Source organism: Streptomyces sp. NPDC092952, assembly GCF_044754785.1.
Taxonomy (GTDB): domain Bacteria; phylum Actinomycetota; class Actinomycetes; order Streptomycetales; family Streptomycetaceae; genus Streptomyces.
The window spans coordinates 675,811-697,154 of record NZ_JBIVPT010000003.1; the positions used below are offsets into that span (position 1 = coordinate 675,811).

General features: G+C 73.9%; 15 protein-coding genes and 1 tRNA gene. 12 read left to right on the forward strand and 4 right to left on the reverse strand.

Going from position 1 to position 21,344, the window contains the following annotated elements:
• Positions 1–93: 93 nt before the first annotated feature.
• The 7 genes from ACIQGQ_RS10945 to ACIQGQ_RS10975 all read left to right on the forward strand — a co-directional run bounded on the left by ACIQGQ_RS10945 (position 94) and on the right by ACIQGQ_RS10975 (position 11,899).
• Complete coding sequence (locus ACIQGQ_RS10945) at positions 94–1,611, forward strand: methyltransferase (RefSeq protein WP_402393336.1); 1,518 nt, start codon at positions 94–96, stop codon at positions 1,609–1,611.
• 368 nt (positions 1,612–1,979) lie between these two features.
• Positions 1,980–2,177, forward strand: coding sequence for a hypothetical protein (locus ACIQGQ_RS10950; RefSeq protein ID WP_402393339.1), 198 nt, complete (start codon positions 1,980–1,982; stop codon positions 2,175–2,177).
• Between the two features lie 344 nt (positions 2,178–2,521).
• Entirely contained in the window at positions 2,522–5,404 is a 2,883-nt protein-coding gene (gene topA / locus ACIQGQ_RS10955; protein ID WP_402393342.1) for a type I DNA topoisomerase, read from the forward strand.
• A gap of 136 nt (positions 5,405–5,540) precedes the next feature.
• Entirely contained in the window at positions 5,541–8,669 is a 3,129-nt protein-coding gene (tmk, locus tag ACIQGQ_RS10960; RefSeq protein WP_402393345.1) for a dTMP kinase, read from the forward strand.
• Between the two features lie 218 nt (positions 8,670–8,887).
• A complete protein-coding gene (locus ACIQGQ_RS10965; RefSeq protein WP_402393347.1) occupies positions 8,888–10,093 on the forward strand; it encodes a DNA polymerase III subunit delta' in 1,206 nt (401 codons plus the stop codon).
• 83 nt (positions 10,094–10,176) lie between these two features.
• The gene (locus ACIQGQ_RS10970; protein ID WP_402393348.1) at positions 10,177–11,727 is read left to right on the forward strand and encodes an alpha/beta hydrolase; all 1,551 of its coding nucleotides are present in this window, start codon (positions 10,177–10,179) and stop codon (positions 11,725–11,727) included.
• A gap of 98 nt (positions 11,728–11,825) precedes the next feature.
• Positions 11,826–11,899: transfer RNA gene (locus ACIQGQ_RS10975), tRNA-Thr, on the forward strand.
• A gap of 154 nt (positions 11,900–12,053) precedes the next feature.
• On the opposite strand, the gene ACIQGQ_RS10980 is transcribed toward ACIQGQ_RS10975, so the two are convergent.
• Positions 12,054–12,272 carry a hypothetical protein gene (locus ACIQGQ_RS10980; protein WP_402393351.1) on the reverse strand — a complete coding sequence of 73 codons (219 nt, stop codon included), beginning with the start codon at positions 12,270–12,272 and terminating at the stop codon, positions 12,054–12,056.
• A 186-nt stretch (positions 12,273–12,458) separates the two neighbouring features.
• On the opposite strand from ACIQGQ_RS10980, the gene ACIQGQ_RS10985 reads away from it, so the two are divergent.
• Positions 12,459–13,451 (forward strand): LuxR C-terminal-related transcriptional regulator, encoded by a 993-nt coding sequence (locus tag ACIQGQ_RS10985; RefSeq protein ID WP_402393353.1) that lies wholly within the window; start codon positions 12,459–12,461, stop codon positions 13,449–13,451.
• A 42-nt stretch (positions 13,452–13,493) separates the two neighbouring features.
• On the opposite strand, the gene ACIQGQ_RS10990 is transcribed toward ACIQGQ_RS10985, so the two are convergent.
• Together ACIQGQ_RS10990 and ACIQGQ_RS10995 are read right to left on the reverse strand one after the other, a co-directional pair.
• Positions 13,494–14,138 (reverse strand): LuxR C-terminal-related transcriptional regulator, encoded by a 645-nt coding sequence (locus ACIQGQ_RS10990; protein ID WP_402393355.1) that lies wholly within the window; start codon positions 14,136–14,138, stop codon positions 13,494–13,496.
• 25 nt (positions 14,139–14,163) lie between these two features.
• Positions 14,164–15,477: a sensor histidine kinase gene (locus ACIQGQ_RS10995; protein ID WP_402393358.1), complete on the reverse strand. Its 1,314-nt coding sequence runs from the start codon at positions 15,475–15,477 to the stop codon at positions 14,164–14,166.
• Positions 15,478–15,601: 124 nt separating this feature from the next.
• Between ACIQGQ_RS10995 and ACIQGQ_RS11000 the strand changes: the two genes are divergently transcribed.
• Complete coding sequence (locus ACIQGQ_RS11000) at positions 15,602–16,426, forward strand: DedA family protein (protein ID WP_402393360.1); 825 nt, start codon at positions 15,602–15,604, stop codon at positions 16,424–16,426.
• Here the strand turns inward: ACIQGQ_RS11000 and ACIQGQ_RS11005 are convergent.
• Positions 16,329–17,084, reverse strand: a complete 756-nt coding sequence (locus ACIQGQ_RS11005; protein ID WP_402393363.1) for a thioesterase II family protein — start codon at positions 17,082–17,084, stop codon at positions 16,329–16,331. The two genes, ACIQGQ_RS11000 and ACIQGQ_RS11005, sit on opposite strands and share 98 nt — an antisense overlap.
• 243 nt (positions 17,085–17,327) lie before the next feature.
• Between ACIQGQ_RS11005 and ACIQGQ_RS11010 the strand changes: the two genes are divergently transcribed.
• The 3 genes from ACIQGQ_RS11010 to ACIQGQ_RS11020 all read left to right on the forward strand — a co-directional run bounded on the left by ACIQGQ_RS11010 (position 17,328) and on the right by ACIQGQ_RS11020 (position 21,214).
• The gene (locus ACIQGQ_RS11010; protein ID WP_402393366.1) at positions 17,328–18,062 is read left to right on the forward strand and encodes an ABC transporter ATP-binding protein; all 735 of its coding nucleotides are present in this window, start codon (positions 17,328–17,330) and stop codon (positions 18,060–18,062) included.
• Positions 18,056–20,518, forward strand: coding sequence for an FtsX-like permease family protein (locus tag ACIQGQ_RS11015; RefSeq protein ID WP_402393368.1), 2,463 nt, complete (start codon positions 18,056–18,058; stop codon positions 20,516–20,518). Before ACIQGQ_RS11010 ends, ACIQGQ_RS11015 begins: the two co-directional genes overlap by 7 nt.
• Before the next feature lie 81 nt (positions 20,519–20,599).
• Positions 20,600–21,214, forward strand: coding sequence for a ribose ABC transporter ATP-binding protein (locus ACIQGQ_RS11020; protein WP_402393371.1), 615 nt, complete (start codon positions 20,600–20,602; stop codon positions 21,212–21,214).
• Positions 21,215–21,344: the final 130 nt, after the last annotated feature.

Genomic DNA, 21,344 nt, shown 5'->3' on the forward strand with positions numbered 1-21,344 from the left:
CGCGCCCTTCGTGAGCGGCGGCCGGGCGGGGCGCGCGCGTGGTCCGGGCACGGGGCCGCTGCCGTTGTCGGTGGGAGCGGACACAATGGGTGGGTGAGTACGACCAGCCTCCCCGTGCCCGACCGTTCGCCCCGGCTCCGCGAAGCCCTGCTCGCCGCCGCCTTCACCGCCGACGGGCTCCTCGACCTGCTCGGCGCGCCCGCCTACGCCGCGCTCGCCCGCAGCGAGACGGTCCCGGCGCTCCGCGCCACCCGGGGCGGCTCCCCGCTCGACACGCTGGTGCGGCTCTTCCTGCTCCAGCGGCCCGTGCCGTACGAGCGGGCCCGCGCCGCGCTCCCCCTGGCGGAGTGCGCCGAGGACGGCTGGGTGGTCCGCGAGGGCGACGCGGTGCGGGCCACGGTCGACGTGCGGCCGTACGGCGGCCCCGAGGGGCAGGACTGGTACATCGTCTCCGACCTGGGCTGCGCGGTCGGCGGCGCGGGCGGCATCGGTTCGCACGAGGAGGGCGTGGTCCTGGGGGTCGGCGGGGCGTCCACCACGCTCGCCGGGATCACCGTCCGCAGACCCGTCGCCTCCGCGCTCGACATCGGTACCGGCTCCGGCATCCAGGCGCTGCACGCCGCGCAGCACGCCACCCGGGTCACGGCCACCGACCTCAACCCGCGGGCGCTCGACTTCACCCGGCTGACCCTCGCCCTGTCCGGCGCCGCCCCGGCCGAGCTGCACCGGGGCTCGCTGTACGAGCCGGTCGGCTCCGCGACGTACGACCTGATCGTCTCCAACCCGCCGTTCGTCATCTCGCCCGGCGCCCGCCTCACCTACCGCGACGGCGGGATGGGCGGGGACGACCTGTGCCGGACGCTGGTGCAGCAGACGGGCGAGCGGCTGAACGAAGGGGGGTACGCCCACTTCCTCGCCAACTGGCAGCACGTCGAGGGCGAGGAGTGGCAGGACCGGCTGGGCTCCTGGGTGCCGCACGGCTGCGACGCCTGGATCGTGCAGCGCGAGGTCCAGGACGTCACCCAGTACGCGGAGCTGTGGCTGCGCGACAGCGGTGACCACCGCACGGACCCCGCGGAGTACGCCGCGCGGTACGACGCCTGGCTGGACGAGTTCGAGGCCCGCAGGACCAAGGGTGTCGGCTTCGGCTGGATCACGCTGCGCAAGTCCGCCGCGGCCGCCGCCGGCTGGCCGTCCGTCGTGATCGAGGAGTGGCCGCACGCGGTGGAGCAGCCGCTCGGTCCCGCCGTCGAGGCACACTTCGCCCGTCGGGACTACCTCCGCGAGCAGGACGACGCGGCGCTCCTGGCCGGGCATTTCACCCTGGCGGCCGAGGTGGTGCAGGAGCAGGTCGGGCTGCCCGGCGCGGAGGACCCGGAGCATGTGGTGCTCCGTCAGAACCGGGGCATGCGGCGCGCGACGAAGGTCGACGCGGTCGGTGCCGGGTTCGCCGGGGTCTGTGACGGGACGCTGCCCGCCGGCCGGATCCTGGACGCGATCGCCCAGCTGATGAACGAGGACCCGGTGCTGCTGCGCGACCGGACGCCGCAGGCGATCCGGCTGCTGGTCGAGGAGGGCTTCCTGGAGCCGGTTCCCGCCGCGGAGGGCTGACACGCGCGCCGGTCGTCCCGGGGAGCGGCGGGGCTCCGTCCCGGTGTGCGCCGGTGCGTGCGGCCGGAGCGCTCCGTTCCCGTCCGGGCGTACGCCGTCGTGCGCGGGAGGGGCCGTCGCCACCAGGGCTTTCGGGTGCGTGGTCGCGGATGCGCCCCGGCGCCCGCGGATTCCGGATGACGGCTGTCACCCTGTGTCGCAACGGGGCCGGTACCGGGACGGAGAAGGGGGAGGGAGAAGACGGGGCGATGCGGGCGGATCCGGCCATTCACCCGGGGTTCGCGTCGACGACGCCCGGGGATGGCAGCCTCCTCCTGACCGGGACGGGCCCCCGCCCCGGCCGGACCGTCACCGGGAGGCGTACGGGTATGGAGAGCGGACCCGCGGTCCTCGCCGGAGCGGCGTTCGCGCTGTCCGGCGCCGCGCTGCTGCTGTGGACGGGGACGCGCGTACTGCACCGCGCGCCGGTGGCGCACGGCGTGAGCCCCGCCGCCTCGGCAGCTCTCGCCACCGTGTTCGGCGTACTCTTTCTCGTTCTCGGCGTGTGGTGCTTCACCCGGGTCTGATCCCGGAGCGGTGATCCCGGAGCCGGGACCGGACCAGGGCCCCGGGCGGCCGCGCGGAGGCGGGGCGGGGAACACGCCCGGACCGCACCCGGTCCGCCGTCCGTGCCCGTACCGTCGCGACCGCCCCCGGAAACCCGCAGGCAGCGACCGCGCACCGGGCGTATCGGACGGTCCGGGCGGCAGGAATGCCGGAAGTCGGGTTACCGTTCGAGTGGCCGTTGCGGGCTTTTGCCGTTTGACACGGGGGCGGGTTGTACCGTCACACTCCGCAGCGACAGCACCATCGGCAGCGCCGCAGCGCTGCCCGGATGCCCACCGAGCGTCGACCGGAGAGAAGAGCGAAGTTGTCCCCGACCAGCGAGACCGCACAGGGCGGCCGCCGACTCGTCATCGTCGAGTCGCCCGCCAAGGCGAAGACGATCAAGGGCTACCTCGGCCCCGGATACGTCGTCGAAGCGAGCGTCGGGCACATCCGCGACCTGCCGAACGGGGCCGCCGAGGTCCCGGACGAGTACACCGGCGAGGTCCGTCGGCTCGGTGTCGACGTCGAGCACGACTTCCAGCCTGTCTACGTCGTCAACGCGGACAAGAAGGCGCAGGTCAGGAAGCTCAAGCAGCTGCTGGCCGAGTCCGACGAGCTCTTCCTCGCCACCGATGAGGACCGCGAGGGCGAGGCCATCGCGTGGCACCTCCAGGAAGTCCTGAAGCCCAAGGTCCCGGTCCACCGGATGGTCTTCCACGAGATCACCAAGGACGCGATCCGGGCCGCCGTCGCCAACCCGCGCGAGCTCAACCAGCGCATGGTCGACGCCCAGGAGACCCGCCGCATCCTCGACCGGCTGTACGGCTACGAGGTCTCGCCGGTCCTGTGGAAGAAGGTCATGCCGCGCCTGTCGGCCGGCCGCGTCCAGTCCGTGGCGACCCGGCTCGTCGTCGAGCGGGAGCGCGAACGCATCGCCTTCCGCTCCGCCGAGTACTGGGACCTCACCGGCACCTTCGCCACCGGCCGTACCGGTGACGCCTCCGACCCGTCGACGCTGACCGCCCGGCTGAGCACGGTCGACGGCCGCCGCGTCGCGCAGGGCCGCGACTTCGGCCCGGACGGGCGGCTGAAGCCGGGCTCCGCCCAGGTGCTGCACCTGGACGAGGCGAACGCCCGCGCCCTGGCCGCCGCGCTCGCCGACTCCTCCTTCGCCGTACGGTCCGTCGAGTCGAAGCCGTACCGCCGCTCCCCGTACGCGCCGTTCCGGACGACGACCCTCCAGCAGGAGGCGAGCCGGAAGCTGGGCTTCGGGGCCAAGGCCACCATGCAGGTCGCGCAGAAGCTGTACGAGAACGGCTTCATCACCTATATGCGTACCGACTCCACGACCCTCTCGGACACCGCGGTCACCGCGGCCCGGGCCCAGGTCACCCAGCTCTACGGTGCCGACTACCTGCCGGAGAAGCCGCGCACGTACGCCGGGAAGGTCAAGAACGCGCAGGAGGCGCACGAGGCGATCCGCCCCTCCGGCGACCGCTTCCGCACCCCCGCCGAGACCGGCCTGACCGGCGACCAGTTCCGGCTGTACGAGCTGATCTGGAAGCGGACCGTCGCCTCCCAGATGAAGGACGCGGTCGGCAACTCGGTCACCGTCAGGATCGGCGGCCGGTCGAGCGACGGCCGGGACGCCGAGTTCTCCGCGTCCGGCAAGACGATCACCTTCCACGGCTTCATGAAGGCGTACGTCGAGGGCGCGGACGACCCGAACGCCGAGCTGGACGACCGCGAGCGCCGGCTGCCGCAGGTCGCCGAGGGCGACGCGCTGTCCGCCGAGGAGATCACGGCCGACGGCCACGCCACCAAGCCGCCCGCCCGCTACACCGAGGCCTCGCTGGTCAAGGAGCTGGAGGAGCGCGAGATCGGCCGCCCGTCGACGTACGCGTCGATCATCGGCACGATCCTGGACCGCGGCTACGTCTTCAAGAAGGGCACCGCGCTCGTCCCGTCGTTCCTGTCGTTCGCCGTGGTGAACCTGCTGGAGAAGCACTTCGGCCGGCTCGTCGACTACGACTTCACCGCGAAGATGGAGGACGACCTCGACCGGATCGCGCGCGGCGAGGCCCAGTCCGTGCCGTGGCTCAAGCGCTTCTACTTCGGCGCGGGCGACGACGGCGCGGGCGCGGGTGCGGCCTCCGACGCGGGCAACGGCGACGGCGACCACCTCGGCGGGCTGAAGGAGCTGGTCACCGACCTCGGCGCGATCGACGCCCGGGAGATCTCCTCGTTCCCCGTCGGCAACGACATCAAGCTGCGCGTCGGCCGCTACGGGCCGTACATCGAGCGCGGCGAGAAGGACGCCGAGGGCCACCAGCGCGCGGACGTGCCGGAGGACCTGGCGCCCGACGAGCTGTCCGTGGAGTACGCGGAGGAGCTGCTGGCCAAGCCGAGCGGCGACTTCGAGCTCGGCGCGGACCCGGTCACCGGCAACCAGATCATCGCGAAGGACGGCCGCTACGGCCCGTACGTCACCGAGGTGCTGCCCGAGGGCACGCCGAAGACCGGCAAGAACGCGGTGAAGCCGCGGACCGCCTCGCTCTTCAAGTCCATGTCCCTCGACACGGTGACGCTGGCCGACGCGCTCAAGCTGATGTCGCTGCCGCGCGTCGTCGGCGAGGACGCCGAGGGCGTCGAGATCACCGCGCAGAACGGCCGCTACGGCCCGTACCTGAAGAAGGGCACGGACTCGCGTTCGCTCACCTCCGAGGACCAGCTCTTCGACATCACCCTCGAAGAGGCGCTGGCGATCTACGCCCAGCCCAAGCAGCGCGGCCGGGCCGCCGCCAAGCCGCCGCTGAAGGAGCTGGGGACGGACCCGGTCAGCGGTGCCCCGGTCGTGGTCAAGGACGGCCGCTTCGGCGCGTACGTCACCGACGGCGAGACCAACGCGACGCTGCGCACCGGCGACAGCGTCGAGGAGATCACGCCGGAGCGCGGCTACGAGCTGCTCGCCGAGAAGCGCGCCAAGGGACCCGCCAAGAAGAAGACGGCGAAGAAGGCCCCGGCCAAGAAGACCGCCGCGAAGAAGACGACCGCCAAGAAGACCACGGCGGCCGTGAAGAAGACGGCGGCGAAGAAGACGACGGCAGCGGCCGCGAAGAAGACCACGGCCGCCAAGAAGACGGCCACGACGGCCAAGAAGACCGCCGCGAAGAAGACGACGGCCTCGGCGTCCGTGGAGGACTGACCAGGGGTCGGACGCGGGAGGGGGCCGGGGTTTCCCGGCCCCCTCCGCCGTACTCGCGCGCGGAACGGACGCACCCGGCGGGCGTATGTTCGGGCGGGGCCCCCGGGGACCTCACCGCTCCGGATAGGCTGGGCGGATGACGCGAGCCGAGCAGCCAACGGTCGTGAGCCCCACCTCCGACACACTTGCCGCAGACTCACGGGAACGTGCCGTACGAGCACTGTTGCGTGTTCCTCCGCTGAGGCGGTTGTGGAGCGCACAGCTCATCGGCAGTACCGGCGATGCCCTCGCCCTTCTCGTCCTGGTGCTGATGGCGCTCCAGGCGGCGGTCCTGGAGGACACCTTCGGAACCGGCTACCGGGGCGCGGCGTTCGCCGTCGCCGCGGTGTTCGGCGCCCGGATCCTGGCCACCCTGGTCTTCGGAGCCGTACTCCTCGGTCCGCTGACGACGCTCACCGCGCCCGGCGGGCCGGTGGACCGGCGGTGGCTGATGATCGGGACGGACGGGCTGCGGCTCGCGCTGCTGGTCGTCGCTCCGCTGTGGATCGACTGGATGCCCGGCAGGGCGCTGATGATGATCCTCGTCACCGTCTTCGTCACCGGCGCGGCCGAACGGCTCTGGACGGTCGCCAAGGACAGCGCCGCCCCCGCGCTGCTGCCCGCCCCGCCCATCGAGGGCGCCGCCGTGCGCCCGCTGCCCGACCGGCTGGACACGCTGCGCCGGCTCTCGCTGCGCACCGACTTCGCCGCGATCCCCCTGGCGGCCACCGTCCTGCTGGTCGCCACGCTCGTCGGCGAGCTGCTGGGCACCGGCCTGGAGTGGTTCTCGATCCACCAGGCGGCACTTGGTTCGTACGTCGCGGCCGGGCTCTTCTCGGCGTCGGTCTCCACCCTGTACTTCCTGGAGCTGCCCGGTACGCAGACCCCGCGGCCGCGCTCCCCGCTGGAGGGGCTGCGCCGTCCGTCGTCGGCCCAGGGCGGGCCCGACCGGGGCCGTACCGGGGCCGTTCCGCTGCTGGTCGGCGCGTCGGCCGCGGTCGCCGGGGCGATCGCCGCCGCCTCCGCCGTCTCGGTGCTGCACGCCGCGGACCTGGGCGGCGGCCCCGCCACCTTCGCCCTGCTGGTCCTCGCCCTGACCGGGGCCACCGGCGTCGGCGTGCGGACCGCGGAGAAGGTGCTGCCCACGCTGTCGCGGCGCCGGCTGTTCGCCCTGGCCACCGCCGTCACCGGGATCGCGCTGCTCGCGATGGGCCTGGTGCCCGACACCGCGACCGTGCTGCTGATCGCGGTGCTCGCCGGCTACGCCGCCGGGGTCGCCGCCCACACCGGGCACGCCCTGGCCGACCAGGAGACCGACGAGTCCCGCCGGGCCCGGACCACCGAGCACCTCCAGGCCGTCGTACGGGTCCTGATCGCGCTGGGCGCGCTGGCCGGTCCGCTGCTGGCCGCCGCGATCGGCGCCCACCGGCTGGGCTCCGGCGACTTCGTCTTCGAGCACGGCGGCGCGGCCTACGCGCTGATGCTGATCGGCGCGCTCCTGCTGCCGGTCGCCGCGCTCGTCCTGGCGAAGACCGACGACCGCTCCGGCGTTCCGCTCCGCCGCGACCTGCGCGAGGCGGTGCGCGGCGGCGAACCGGCCGTGGCCCCCGCCGCGACCGGCTTCTTCATCGCCCTGGAGGGCGGCGACGGGGCGGGCAAGTCCACCCAGGCCGAGGCGCTCGGCGACTGGATCCGGGCCAAGGGCCACGAGGTCGTCGTCACCCGCGAGCCGGGCGCCACCCCGGTCGGCAAGCGGCTGCGCTCGATCCTGCTGGACGTCTCGTCGGCCGGGCTCTCCAACCGGGCCGAGGCCCTGCTGTACGCCGCCGACCGTGCCGAGCACATCGACTCGGTGGTCCGCCCGGCGCTGGAGCGCGGCGCGATCGTCATCTCCGACCGCTACATCGACTCGTCCGTCGCCTACCAGGGCGCGGGCCGCGACTTCTCGCCGACCGAGATCGCCCGAATCTCGCGCTGGGCCACGGACGGGCTCGTTCCGCATCTGACGGTGCTGCTGGACGTCGACCCGGAGACGGCGAGGGAACGGTTCACCGAGGCCCCCGACCGGCTGGAGTCCGAGCCGCCCGAGTTCCACGCCCGGGTGCGGTCCGCCTTCCTGACGCTGGCCGCCGCCGACCCGACCCGCTACCTGGTCGTGGACGCGGGCCAGGAGCCCGAGGCGATCACCACCGTCGTACGCCACCGGCTCGACCACCTGCTGCCGCTCTCCGAGGCCGAGATCAAGGCCCAGGAGGAGGCGCGCAGGGCGGCCGAGGAGGAGGCCCGGCGCAAGGCGGAGGAGGAGGCGGCGCGCAAGGCCGAGGAGGAGCGGCTGGAGCGCGAGCGCCAGGCCCAGCTCGCCAAGCTCCGCGCCGAGGAGGAGGAGCGCAAGGCCCGCGAGCTGGCGGAGGCCCGCCGCCGCGAGGCCGAACGCGAGGCGGAGGAGGCCCGGCAGCGTGCCGAGGAGGCCCGCCGGGTCGCCGAGGAGGAGCGGGTCCGGCGGGAGGCCGAGGAGGCGGCCCGCGAGGCCGAGCAGGCCCGGCTGCGCCGGAAGGCCGAGGAGGACGCCCGGCTGCGCAAGGAGGCCGAGGCGCAGCGGCTGGAGAAGCAGCGGAAGGCCGAGGAGGCGCTGCTGCGTGCCGAGGAGGCGCGCAGGCGGGCGGCGGCCGAGGCCGCCGAGGCGGCGGAGCGGGCCCGTGCGGAGGCCGCCGCGGCCGCGTCCGTTCCGGAGAACGAGATCACGGTCCCGACGCCGATCATCGACCCGAACGACGTGACGCAGCAGGTGCCCGCGCCGGACGGTCCGGCCGCGCGCGCCGACGAGGCCGAGACGGCGATGCTCCCGAAGATCCAGGACCGGGACGACCGCTCCGGGTGGTCCGGTTCCTCGGACGAGACGACGGTCCTCCCGCAGGTGCGGGACGTTCCGGGGACCCGGGACACCGACCCGGCGGACCGGGTGCCGCGCGGCATCTTCCGCGACGAGCGCCCGGGGGGCTCCGCGGCGGAGAGCGAGAACGAGCGGACCCGGGAGCTGCCGCAGGTCGGCGATGCCGAGCCGGTCCAGGACCGGGGCGGCCGGGGCCGCCGACCGCGCCCCGACTGGGCCGAGGAGACCCCGCTGGACGACCTGCCGTCGCTGGCGGACGAGCTGCTGGGCGAGCACCACGACGGTCCGGAGGACGACGAGGGGCAGGGCCGCCGGGGCCGTCGCCCGCGCCGCTGACGGCCGGTGACGGCCGCCGGGCTGGGGCTCCCGCCCGGCGGCCGTCCCCCGCCCGGCCGGGATTGTCGGACCCGTCCCCCACAATGGGAGCCGGGCCGGAACAACCGGCCCGGCGAGCGCCGATGGACACACCGGCGCGCGGCCGGCGTACGCGCCGGCACGCAAGCGACAGCAGAGCGCGACCGCACAGCGCGACAGCGCCGGAAGGGCGGTGACCCATGTCCGTCTGGGACGACCTGGTCGGCCAGGACCAGGTGGAGGAGCAGCTCGGCGCCGCCGCCCGGGACGCCGACGCGCTGGTCACCGCCGGTGCGGCCGGGGAGCCGGCGCCGCCCGCGTCGAAGATGACCCACGCCTGGCTGTTCACCGGACCGCCCGGTTCCGGCCGGGACACCGCGGCCCGGGCCTTCGCCGCCGCCCTCCAGTGCACCAGCCCCGACCGCGCCCTGGGCGGCGCCCCCGGCTGCGGCTTCTGCGACGGCTGCCACACCAGCCTCATCGGTACGCACGCCGACGTCGAGGTGGTCCGTACCGACCTGCTCTCCATCGGCGTGAAGGAGACCCGCGACCTGGTCCGCCGCGCCCAGCTCTCCCCGGCGGTGGGCCGCTGGCAGGTCATCGTCCTGGAGGACGCCGACCGCCTCACCGAGGGCGCGGGGAACGTCCTGCTGAAGGCCGTCGAGGAGCCCGCGCCGCGTACGGTCTGGCTGCTCTGCGCCCCCTCCCTGGAGGACGTGCTGCCCACCATCCGCTCCCGCTGCCGCCACCTCACGCTGCGCACGCCCCCGGTCGACGCGGTCGCCGACGTCCTGGTCGGACGGGACGGCGTCGAGCCGGAGCGGGCCGCGTTCGCCGCCCGTGCCACGCAGGGCCACATCGAGCGGGCCCGCCGCCTCGCGACCGACGAGCGGGCCCGTGCGCGCCGCGCCGCCGTGCTCAAGCTCCCGCTGCGGGTGGAGGACATCGGGGGCTGTCTCAAGGCCGCCCAGGAGCTGATCGACACCGCCACCGAGGACGCCAAGCAGGTCTCCGAGGAGGTCGACGTCAAGGAGACGGAGGAGATGAAGGCCGCGCTCGGCGCCGCCGCCGGGGGACGGCTGCCGCGCGGTACCGCCGGGGTGATGAAGGAGCTGGAGGACCGGCAGAAGCGCCGCAAGACACGTACCCAGCGCGACAGCCTCGATCTCGCGCTCACCGACCTGACCGGCTTCTACCGCGACGTGCTGGCCATCCAGTTCGGCTCCCGGACCGCCATCGCCAACGCCGACGCGGAGGACGCCCTGGACCGTATCGCCCGCGCCTCCACGCCCGAGCGCACCCTGCGCCGGATAGAGGCGGTGATCGCCTGCCGCCGGGCCCTGGACCGCAATGTGGCGCCGCTCCTCGCGGTCGAGGCGATGACGATGGCCCTGCGCGCGGGCTGACGCGGCGTCCGGTTCCGGGAGGTCGATTCACCCGTACGGGGAGCGACCCGGGCGAACCGGTACCGGGCGACTACGCTCCGGGGATGGACTCCAGGCGTTCGCTCCGCACCCTCGTCACCACGCTGCTCGGTACGGCCGGCCTGCTCGTCTCGGGCTGCACCGGCGGCGGTTCGACGGGCTCCGCGCAGCCCTCGGGCGCCTCGTCCGTGTCCGCCCCGGCCGTCCCCGCCGGGCTGACGTCGTACTACGCGCAGCGGCTGAAGTGGCGGGACTGCGGCGTCGAGGGGTTCCAGTGCGCCACGATGAAGGCGCCGCTGGACTACGCGAAGCCGGACGGCGGCGACATCGACCTCGCCGTCTCCCGCAAGGCGGCGACCGGTCCCGGCAAGCGGATCGGCTCCCTCCTGGTGAACCCGGGCGGCCCCGGCGGCTCGGCCGTCGAGTACCTCCAGGACTACGCGGGCATCGGCTACCCGGCGCAGGTCCGGGCCCGTTACGACATGGTCGCCGTCGACCCGCGCGGGGTGGCCCGGAGCGCGCCCGTCGTCTGTCTCACCGGCCCGCAGATGGACCGCTTCACCCAGGTCGACCAGACCCCGGACGACGCCGCCGAGGTCACCGCGCTGAACGACGCGTACCGGCAGTTCGCGCAGGGCTGCGCGAAGCGGTCCGGCAAGGTGCTGCCGCACGTCTCCACCGTCGAGGCCGCCCGCGACATGGACATGCTGCGGGCGCTGCTCGGCGACGAGAGGCTGAACTACGTCGGGGCGTCGTACGGCACCTTCCTCGGCGCGACGTACGCGGACCTCTTCCCCGCCCGGGTCGGCCGGCTGGTCCTCGACGGCGCGATGGACCCCTCGCTGGACGCCGTGGAGCTGAACCGGGACCAGACCGCGGGTTTCGAGACCGCCTTCCAGGCCTTCGCCGCCGACTGCGTGAAGAACGCGGACTGCCCGCTCGGCACCGTCTCTGCCGCCGACGCCGCCGACCGGCTGGGGCGGCTCTTCGCCGAGCTGGACGCCCACCCGATCGGCACCGGCGACACCCGCGAACTCACCGAGTCCCTGGCCACCACCGGGGTGATCGCCGCCATGTACGACGAGTCGGCCTGGCCGCAGTTGCGCGAGGCCGTCGCCGCCGCCCAGGACGGCGACGGCTCCGGCCTGCTCGCCCTCTCGGACAGCTACTACGAGCGCCGCCCGAGCGGCTCGTACGCCAACCTCATGTTCGCCAACGCCGCCGTGAACTGCCTGGACCAGCCGCCCGCCTTCACCAGCACCAGGGCCGCCACCCGGGCCGTCCCGGACTTCGAGAAGGCGTCCCCGGTCTTCGGCAGGTCCTTCGCCTGGGCCGCCCTGAACTGCGCCGACTGGTCCGTCCGCCCCACCGGCACCCCGCACCGCGTGACGGCCGAGGGCGCGGCCCCGATCGTCGTGGTCGGCACCACCCGCGATCCGGCCACCCCGTACAAGTGGGCCCGCTCCCTGGCCGGCCAGCTCTCCTCCGGCACCCTCCTCACCTACGAGGGCGACGGCCACACCGCGTACGGCCGCGGCAGCGACTGCGTCGACACCGCGATCAACACCTACCTCCTGGACGGCACCCCGCCCGCCCGGTCCAAGAAGTGCTCCTGACCTGCACGAACAGCCCGCACCAGGGCTGGTACGAAGCACCCCCGGAAACTGTGTAGACTTGGCGACGCTGCTGATCGCACCATAGTGCGACAGGGCGTGCCGCCTTAGCTCAGTTGGCCAGAGCAACGCACTCGTAATGCGTAGGTCTCGGGTTCGAATCCCGAAGGCGGCTCAGCGAGAAACCCCAGGTCAGAAATCTGACCTGGGGTTTTTTCTGTCGAATGACCTTGAGTTCCGGGTGCGTCCGGCAGGGGAGCTGACCAGGCTCCCCCGCCGGACGTGCCGGCTCGCGCTCCGGTCGGCCGGGGCGGTGCGGGCTCCGCGGGTCAGCGGGTCCAGGGGAGGTCGTCGTCGGTCTCGGCGCCCAGGGGGGCGACGACGTCCCGGACCGTGTCGACGACCAGCCCCACCGTGCGCGCCGGCGGCGCCGTCCAGGGGAGATCGCGGTCGTCCCCGTCGTCGGCGGCGGCCGGAGTCGCCAGCAGCAGGGCGTTCAGCAGGATCGTGCCGGCCGCAGCCGCAAGGAACGCGCTCTTGTTACGCATCTGGTTTTCCCCCCTCGTTGAACGCCGTGTCGGCCGTTCACACTGTTTTCGTTTACGGGCAGAACCTTACGGAGTCGGACTTTCGAGCCTATTTTTCCTTGATTTCGCAGCGGGGAAATCCTCGTGAAAATGCGCGAAAAGGAGGTCGGCATACGCTGCGCGGACCATCGACGACTGGAGGCCTGAGTGCTCACGGAGATCGGGCTCGGCATGGACGCCGCGTGCGTGTACCGCGCTCTGCTGAAGGAACCGCGAGCGGAGGCGGGGGCACTCGCCGAACGCCTCGGCTGGTCGGTCGACCGGGCGTCGGACGCCCTCGACGAACTTTTCGGCCTCTCTCTCGTGCGGCCCTCGCACGAGCACCGGGACAGCCGTCGTCTGGTGGATCCCGAACTCGGACTGCAGGCCCTGATCGACGCACAGGAAAGAGAATTGATCCGGCGGCAGCAGATGCTCACGCAGACGAAACTCGCGGCGTCGAATCTGGTCGACGAGTACCGCAGTGCGTCGGAGAACGGGCCGGTGTCGTCCGTGCGGGAACTGCGCGGGATCGACGCCGTGCAGACCTGTGTGGAGAAGACGTGCCACGAGTGCCGGGAGGAGATCCAGGTGTTCGTGCCCGGTGGCGCGCAGCCCAGCGACGTCCTCGCCTCGTCCCAGCCGCTCGATCTGCTGCTCCTGGAACGGTCGGCCCGGGTCAGCTACGTGTACCAGGACAGCATCCGCAACGACCGGCCCACCAGCGAGTACGCGCAGTGGCTGGTCGAACGGGGAGCGCAGGTCAGGACGGTTCCGCATCTGCCGCTGCGTGTGATCATCTGGGATCGGCGTACGGCGCTGGTGCCGATCGACCCGGCCGTGCCGGACGCGGGAGCCCTCCTGCTGTCCAGCCCGGGGCCGGTGGCCGCGCTGGAGTCCTTGTTCGAGCAGGTGTGGCAACGGGCGGCGCGGTTCGGCGAGGGGCGGGACCGGGAGCAGGACGGGGTGCTCGCCGACCAGGAGAGCGCGGTGCTCGAACTGCTCGCGGCCGGCCTCACCGACGAGGTGATCGCCCGCAAGCTGGGGGTGTCGGTGCGCACCAGTCGCCGGGTGACGGCCGTGCTGATGAACCGTCTGGGGGCCCGCAGCCGATTTCAGCTGGGTGCGCTGGCGGCCGAGCGGGGCTGGCTCGTCGGCTGAGCGGCCCCCGGCGAGCGGGCACCGTGACGCCGCCCCGGGAGGTCAGCCGCGCAGGTAGGCCAGGACGGCCAGTACCCGGCGGTTGGTGGCGTCGGACAGGCTCAGGTCCAGCTTGGTGAGGATGGAGCCGAAGTGCTTGCTGACGGTGCCCTCGCTGACGTGCAGGGCCGCGGCGACGGACGCGTTGGACTGGCCCTCGGCCATCAGCGCGAGGACCTCCTGCTCACGGGGGGTCAGTTTGGCCAGCGGGTCGCGGCGGTGGCGCAGGAGCTGGCGGACCACTTCGGGGTCGACGACGGTCGCGCCCGCGGCCACCCGCTGGAGGGCCTCGATGAACTCCTCGACGTTGCCGACGCGTTCCTTGAGGAGGTAGCCGACGTGGGTGCCGTCGGAGGAGTCGAGCAGCTCCTCGGCGTAGGCGCGCTGGACGTACTGGCTGAGGACGAGGATGGGCAGCCGGGGGTTCTTCTCGCGCAGTCGCAGCGCGGCCCGCAGCCCTTCGTCGGAGAAGCCGGGCGGCATCCGCACGTCGGTGACGACGATGTCGGGGTCGTGTTCGGCGACGGCTGCCGTGAGTTCGTCGGCCGTGCCGACGCCGGCGAGGACCTGGTGGCCGAAGCGCTCCATGAGGCCGACGAGGCCCTCCCGCAGCAGCACGCTGTCCTCGGCCAACACGATGCGCAACATCTGGTTCCTCTATCGGGCTGTCGGGCTAGCGAGCCGTCGGGGCGTCGAGTCGGCGGTCCGGAGCCGGGGTGCAGGGCACGAGGAGGCGGAAGAGCGTGGGTCCCCCGGACGGTGAGGACACTAGCAAATGCCCGCCGAGGACCGAGATGCGATCAGCGACCCCCTCCAGCCCGGTGCCGTCGGCCTCGTTCGCCCCGCCCACGCCGTTGTCCCCCACCCGGACGACGAGTTGGCCCTGGTCGACGCGGGCCTCGACAGTGGCCCGGGTGGCCCGGCTGTGCTTGGCGACGTTCGCCAGCGCCTCGCACACCGCGAAGTAGACGGCGGACTCGACCGCTTCGAGGAACCGGTGGGGCAGGTCGAGATCGAGGTCGACGGGGACCGGGGAGCGGTCGGCGACGTCCTCGATGGCCGCGGCCAGACCCCGGTCGGTGAGGACCCGGGGGTGGATGCCCTGGATCAGCTCCCGCAGCTCGACCAGAGCGGCCTGGGCCTCGCCGTGGGCCTCGGCCAGGAGCCCGGCGAGGGGCTCCTCGCGGGCGTCGAGGCGCGCCAGGCCCAGTCGCATCGACAGGGCGACCAGTCGCTGCTGGGCGCCGTCGTGCAGGTCGCGTTCGATCCGGCGGCGCTCGGCCTCGAAGGCGGTCACCAGGCGCATCCGCGACCGGCTCAACTCCTTTACCCGCACGTCGTCCTGATAGGGCGACACATCCAGGAGAAGGCGGGTGAGCTGTGCGCGCCCCACGGCGAGCAGGCCGAGCGGGTAGGCCAGCAGGGGGAGCAGGAGCAGCCCGGCCAGGGCGACGGCGAACGCCGCCGGGTAGGAGTGGACCAGCCACAGCTTGATGACGCGCGCCTCCTCGCCGCCGCCGGCCGTGGCCATGACCAGGGGGGTGGAGACCAGCCCCCCGCTCACGCCGATGACCGTGCCGATGACCGCTGCCTCCAGGGGCCACAGGAGGCAGCCGAAGAGAAGGGCGTAACCCAACTCCCGCCAGGTGGAACGCTCCTGGAGGCGGGTGCGGAGCCAGGCGGCGGGCCCGGTGTGCGGCGGGTCCTGGTGGGCGTCGGCCAGGGGGACGGCCGGATCGATCAGACGCAGCCGGCGCCGCTCCACATGCGCGACCGGCAGCCCGGCGAGGACCAGCGTCAGCAGGAGCGGCACCCCGACGAGGACCACGGTCAGCAGGCTGCCGGCCAGCGCGAGGACGAGCAGACAGACCAGCACGGCGGCGCCCAGCGGCACGCTGGTCAGGAAGTACAGGGCGCAGCGCCACGGCCAGCCGCTCCGGAGGTACCGACGCTGGTGCAGGGCCTGCCAGAGGCTGGGTGAATGCATGGGGGCACGATATGAGGCCCGTATCGCACGGACCACCCAGCCAGCTCCACCATCGGACCGGTAGCGGACTCCCCGTAAGGACGGCCACCAGGTGCAATGTGCGCGGGGGGTGCCGCGGGGTCGGATGGGGGCAGTGGGCAGCCGCCCGCTCCTGTACGAGGGGGAGGGGGCCGGGATGTTCTCGCCGGAGGCCGTGTTCACGGTCGTGCCCGTCTGGCTGACGCTGGTGATCGTGTTCCTGCTGCCCGCGGTGGAGCCCGCGGTACCGGTGGTGGGCATGCTGTTTCCTTCGCAGACCGCGCTGGTGGCGAGCGGGGTGCTCGTGCACCACGGCGTGCTGCCGGTGGCGGGGGTGTTCGTGCTGGCGGTGGCCGGGGCGCTGGCGGGCAATGTGCTCGGGTACGGAGTGGGCCGCCGCTGGGGGGACCGGCTGGAGCGGGCCCTGCCCGGGAGGCTCACCGGCTCGCGGTCCTACCGGCTGGCGCTGGCCACGGTGGGCGCCCGGCACGGCCGGGCCGTGCTGCTCGGCCGGTTCAACGGGGGCCTGCGCACCCTGGTCCCGGCCCTGTGCGGCTCCGTGCAGGTGCCCTGGCGGCCGTACCTGGGGTGGTCGGCGCTGGTCGCGCTGTTGTGGGCGCCCTGCTGCGTGGGGCTCGGGCTGCTCGCCGGGAGCTCCTGGGAGAAGTGGGGCGGTTCGGGCGTGCTGGCCTGTGTGTCGGTCGTGCTGCTGCTGACCACGTCGCTGTCGCTGCTGCTCACGGCCCGCGGCGAGTACGCCCGGGCCGGACGCGCCGAAGAGGCGCGCGCCCAGGGCTCCCTGGACCGTACCGCCGTGGTCGGCGACGGCCCGGTCACAGACGCTCGGCGAGGAAGCGCACCAGTGCCTCTTCCTGCGGGACCAGGTAGAAGTGGTCCCCGGGGAACAGCCGGTGCTCGTACGACGCCGTAGTCAGCGCCGACCACGACAGCAGCTCGGGGAGGGTGCAGCCCGGGTCGGCGGTGCCGCCGACGGCCGTCACCGAAGCGCTCAACGGGGTGACGTCGAGGGGCCGGTAGGACTCGATGAGCCGGAAGTCGCCGCGCAGCGAGGGCAGGAGCAGCGGGCGCAGGTCGGGGTCGTCGTAGACGGCGGAGCCGACATCGCCGAGCCGGCGGGCCGCGGCCACCAGACGTTCGTCGTCGAGCAGGTGCAGGGTGCCGCCGGGCCGCTCGGTGTGCGGGGCTCCCCGGCCCGAGACGACGACCCGTTCGGGGACGACGCCGTGGCGGTCCTCGAGGCGGCGGGCGACCTCGTAGGCGACGGCCGAACCGAGGCTGTGGCCGAAGAGGGCCACGGGCGCGTCGAGTTCGGGCTCCAGCGCGTCGGTGATCGCGTCGGCCAGCTCCGCCATGGACGAGGCGCACGGCTCGCCGAACCGTTCCTGGCGGCCGGGGTACTGGGTGGCCAGCACCTCCACTCCGCCGGGCAGCAGCCCCGCCCAGCCGTGGAACAGCGTCGCGGTGCCGCCGGCGTGCGGCAGGCAGACCAGGCGCAGCCGGGGCGCCCCGCTCCGCGCCGGGTACCTCCGGAACCACTTTCCCGCCGTTCCCCTGCTGATGACCGTCATTCCGAGCCGCCCTCCCGCCACCCCGCGGTGGCCGTGTCCGTCCCTCCATGGTGCGGGCCGGTGCCGCGGTCGGCCGACCCGTCCGGCGGCAGGAGGCTGCCCACGCAAGTTCCTGTCGCCGCCGGGCACTGCCTTTTCCCACCCGGGGCAGCCACCGTGCACAGAAGGGTGGAGTTACCTCCACCCCGAAGACTCCGCCCGGCTGCGATGTGCGCCAGTTCCGGGCCCGATTGAGTGGACACCATGAATCAAGCAGCCGTCCGACTCCGTTCGGTCACTCGCTCCTACGGCAAGGGCGCCGGTGCCGTGACCGCCCTGGACAACGTCTCCCTGGACATTCCCCGGGGCACCTTCACCGCCGTCATGGGGCCCTCGGGCTCCGGCAAGTCGACCTTCCTCCAGTGCACTGCGGGTCTGGACCGGCCGTCCAGCGGCCAGGTGCTTCTCGGGGAGACCGACCTGAGCAAGCTGAGCGAGAAGAAGCTCACGCTGCTGCGGCGGGACCGCATCGGCTTCGTCTTCCAGGCGTTCAACCTGCTGCCCTCGCTCACCGCCGAGCAGAACGTGGCGCTGCCGCTGCGGCTCGCCGGCCGCCGCCCCAAGCGGAGCGATGTCCTGGACGTGCTGCAGAAGGTCGGCCTGCGCGAGCGGGCCGGGCACCGGCCCAGTGAGATGTCCGGCGGCCAGCAGCAGCGGGTGGCGCTCGCCCGCGCCCTGGTCACCCGGCCGGAGGTGCTCTTCGGCGACGAGCCGACCGGTGCCCTGGACACCACCACCAGCCGTGAAGTGCTCACGCTGCTGCGGCAGATGGTCGACCAGGGACAGACGGTCATCATGGTGACGCACGACCCGGTGGCCGCCTCCTTCGCGGACCGGGTGCTGTTCCTCACCGACGGCCGGGTCCACGACGAGCTGTTCTCCCCGACGGCCGAGCAGGTCGCCGCGCACATGACCCGACTGGCGGCCCTCCCGTGCTGAAACTCGCCCTGCAGGGAATGCGGACCCGCTGGGTCACGTTCATCGGCTCGTTCATCGCCCTCGCCCTCGGCGTCGGCCTCATCGCCACCACGGGGCTCGCCCTGGCGGCGACCTTCAGCGCTCCGGACCGCGGGCCCGAGCGGTTCGTGAAGGCGCCGGTCGTCGTGAAGACCTCCGGCCTCGTCCGGGCGGACACGCCCATCGGGGAACGTACGCAGACGATCACCGACCCCGCGCCGGTCCCGGCCGCCGTCACCGCGAAGCTCGCGGCGCTCGGCAGGACCGTCGAGGACCGCACCTTCCCCGTGTCGGGCCCCGGGCTCGCCGAGGACACGGTCGGCCACCCGTGGTCGGTCGCCGCGCTCACCCCCTACACGCTGACCTCCGGACGCGCCCCCTCAGCGCCCGGCGAAGCCGTCGCCACCGGGGACGCGCTGCGGCCCGGCACCCGGGTGAAGGCCGCCACCGCCCGCGGGGCCGAGCAGGTCACCGTCGTCGGGACGGTCGCGTCGGCCGGCTTCGAGAACGCGCTGTTCTTCACCGATGCCGAGGCCGCGCGGATCTCTCCCGACGTGGACGCCGTCGCCGTGCACGCCCCGGCCGACCGGGTCGAGGCGGCCGTGGGCGCCGGATTCGACGTACTGACCGGCAAGGAACGCCGGCGCGCCGACCCGAACCCCGACCGGGACGAGGAAGCACTGGTCTCGGTGAACGCGCTCCTCGGCACCGCCGCGGGCGTCACCGGCTTCGTGTCGGTGTTCGTCGTCGCCTCGACGTTCTCCTTCGCGGTCGCCCAGCGGCGCCGGGAGTTCGGGCTGCTGCGCACCGCCGGTGCCACCCCCGCCCAGGTGCGGCGGATGGTGTTCATCGAGGCGCTCGTCGTCGGGGTGCTCGCCTCGGCGGCCGGCTGCTGGCTCGGCGCGGCGGGTGCGCCGCGGCTCGCCTCCTGGATGGCCGACAGCGGAATCGCCCCCTCCTGGTTCCGGATCGGCGAGCAGACGTGGCCGCTGCACACCGCGTTCTGGACGGGCCTGTTCGTCGCCCTGAGCGGGGTGGCCGTCTCCTCGTGGCGGGCCGGCCGGGTCGGTCCGACGGAGGCGCTGCGCGAGTCCGCGGTCGACTCCCGCGCCATGCCGGTGAGCCGCTGGCTGATCGGCACCGCGGTCCTCGTGACCGGCCTCGGGCTGCTCTCGCTGGCCCTGCTGGACAACCCGGGCGACGTCCTGAAGCGCAAGACCTACGTCACCCAGCCGATGCTGCTGATCGTCGGGTTCGCCCTGTTCGCACCGGTCCTGGTCAAGCCGCTGGCCCGGCTGCTGACCTGGCTGCCGGCCCGCCTTCCCGGCGCGACCGGCATGCTGGCCCGGGAGAACGCGTCCGCCGGGGTCCGCAGGACCGCCGCCGTCGCCGCCCCGGTCATCATCACGGTGGCCCTCGCCGCCTCCCTGATGGGCACCACCGCCACGATCAGCGAGGCCAAGGCCGACGAGGCGCGGCGGCAGATCACCGCGGACCTGGTCGCCACGGCGGGCGGGGAGGGCCGCGCGCTGTCCGACGAGTTCGTCCGGCGCGCCCGGGCCGTCCCCGGCGTGACCGTCAGCGCGACCCGGTCCACCGGGGTGACCGTCCTGGAGGAGGGGGTCGCCCTCGTCAAGTCCGAGGCCAGGGCGGTCGATCCGGCGGCGCACGCGGCCGTCTCCCGGCTGCCCGTCGTCGCGGGCCGCCTCGCCGACCTCGACGACGACAGCATCGTCGTCAACGAGGAGTGGCTGACCACGAAGGTGGGCGACAAGGTCTCCGTCTGGCTGGGCGACGGCCGCAAGGCGGACCTGCGCATCGCGGCGGTGCTCGCCACCGGCACCGGCAGCAACGGCGTCTACCTCACCGGGCACAACGCCGCCGGCGCCCCTGTGGACCGCGTCGACCTCGCGCTGCCCCGGGACGGCGCGGACAGCGCGGCCGCCGCGCTCGGCGCCGCCGCGAAGGCGACCGGTGTGCAGCTCCTGACGGGTGACCAGTGGGTCGAGGCCCACTACCCGCGCTCCAGCAAGAACACCAGGCTCGGCCTGTGGATGATCCTCGGGATCGCCCTGGTCTACACGGGCATCGCGCTCGCCAACACCCTGATGATGGCGACCTCGGACCGGGTCCGCGACCTCGCCTCGCTGCGTCTGACCGGCGCCACGAAGGGACAGGTGCTGCGGCTCGTCGGGGCCGAGGCACTGGTGGTGGTCGCGGTCGGCACGGTGCTCGGGGTGGTGATCGCCGGGGTGAACCTGCTCGGTGTGTGGGGCGCCCTCGGCCTGCTCGACGTGTGGTCCGACGTCGTCGTGCCCTGGGGCACGGTCGCCGCCGTGGTCGGCGCGAGCGCCCTCCTGGCGACCGTGGCCTCCGTGCTGCCCGCGTCGTTCGCGCTGCGCGTCCGGCCGGTCGAGCTGGCGGGCATGCGCGAGTGACCGCCCGGTACCGGGGCGCGCGCCCCCGTCGCGCCCCGGCACCCCGAGCCCACCCCCCTTACAACGCGAGAGGCCAGCGCTGTGACGAGCGATCGAGCCACCCTGCCCGGCGGGCCCCGGCGCCGAGGGCCCTGGGCCCGCGCCGGGGCGTCCGGCCCCCGCCGGATCGCCATGGCCCTGACCGCGCCGGTGCCCGAGTCGGGACAGGCCGTGGTCGTGGAACTGGACGCCTGCGAAGGTGAGGTGACCTCCCTGGTCCGGGAGCTGCTGGGCGGCCGGGGGCGGCACCTCGCCGTCGAGTCCGACCCGGTACGGGCGGCCCGGCTGAGCCTGCGCTTCCCGGACGTCGAGGTCGTCACCGCCGACGCCGCGTCCCTCCCCGGTGTGCTCGCCGGGCGGGGGATCGCGGCGGCGGACGTGGTGATCGCCGGCCGGTCCTGGGCGGGCCTGCCGCACGCGGAGGGGCGGGCCTCCCTCGCCGGGGTCCGCGAGGCGCTGGGCCCGGAGGGGGCGTTCACCGCACCCGGCCCGCTGCACGCCCGGTTCCGGGCGCGGGAGCGGTACTTCCGGCGGATGCTCGGGGTGTCCTTCGAGGAGGTGGTGGCCGGCCGCACCACGTGGGACTCCCTGCCGCCGGTCTTCGTCCACCACTGCCGGCGCCCGCGCGTGCTGGCCCCGCTGACCTCCTCCCCGTAGAGCCGGCGGAACCCGCGGACGCGGGGGGGGGGCGGGCCCCCCCCCCCCCCCCGGCGGGGGGGGGGCCCCCCCCCCGCGCCCGGGGGGGGGGGGGGGGGGGGGCCCCCCCCCGGGGGGGGGCCCGCCCCCC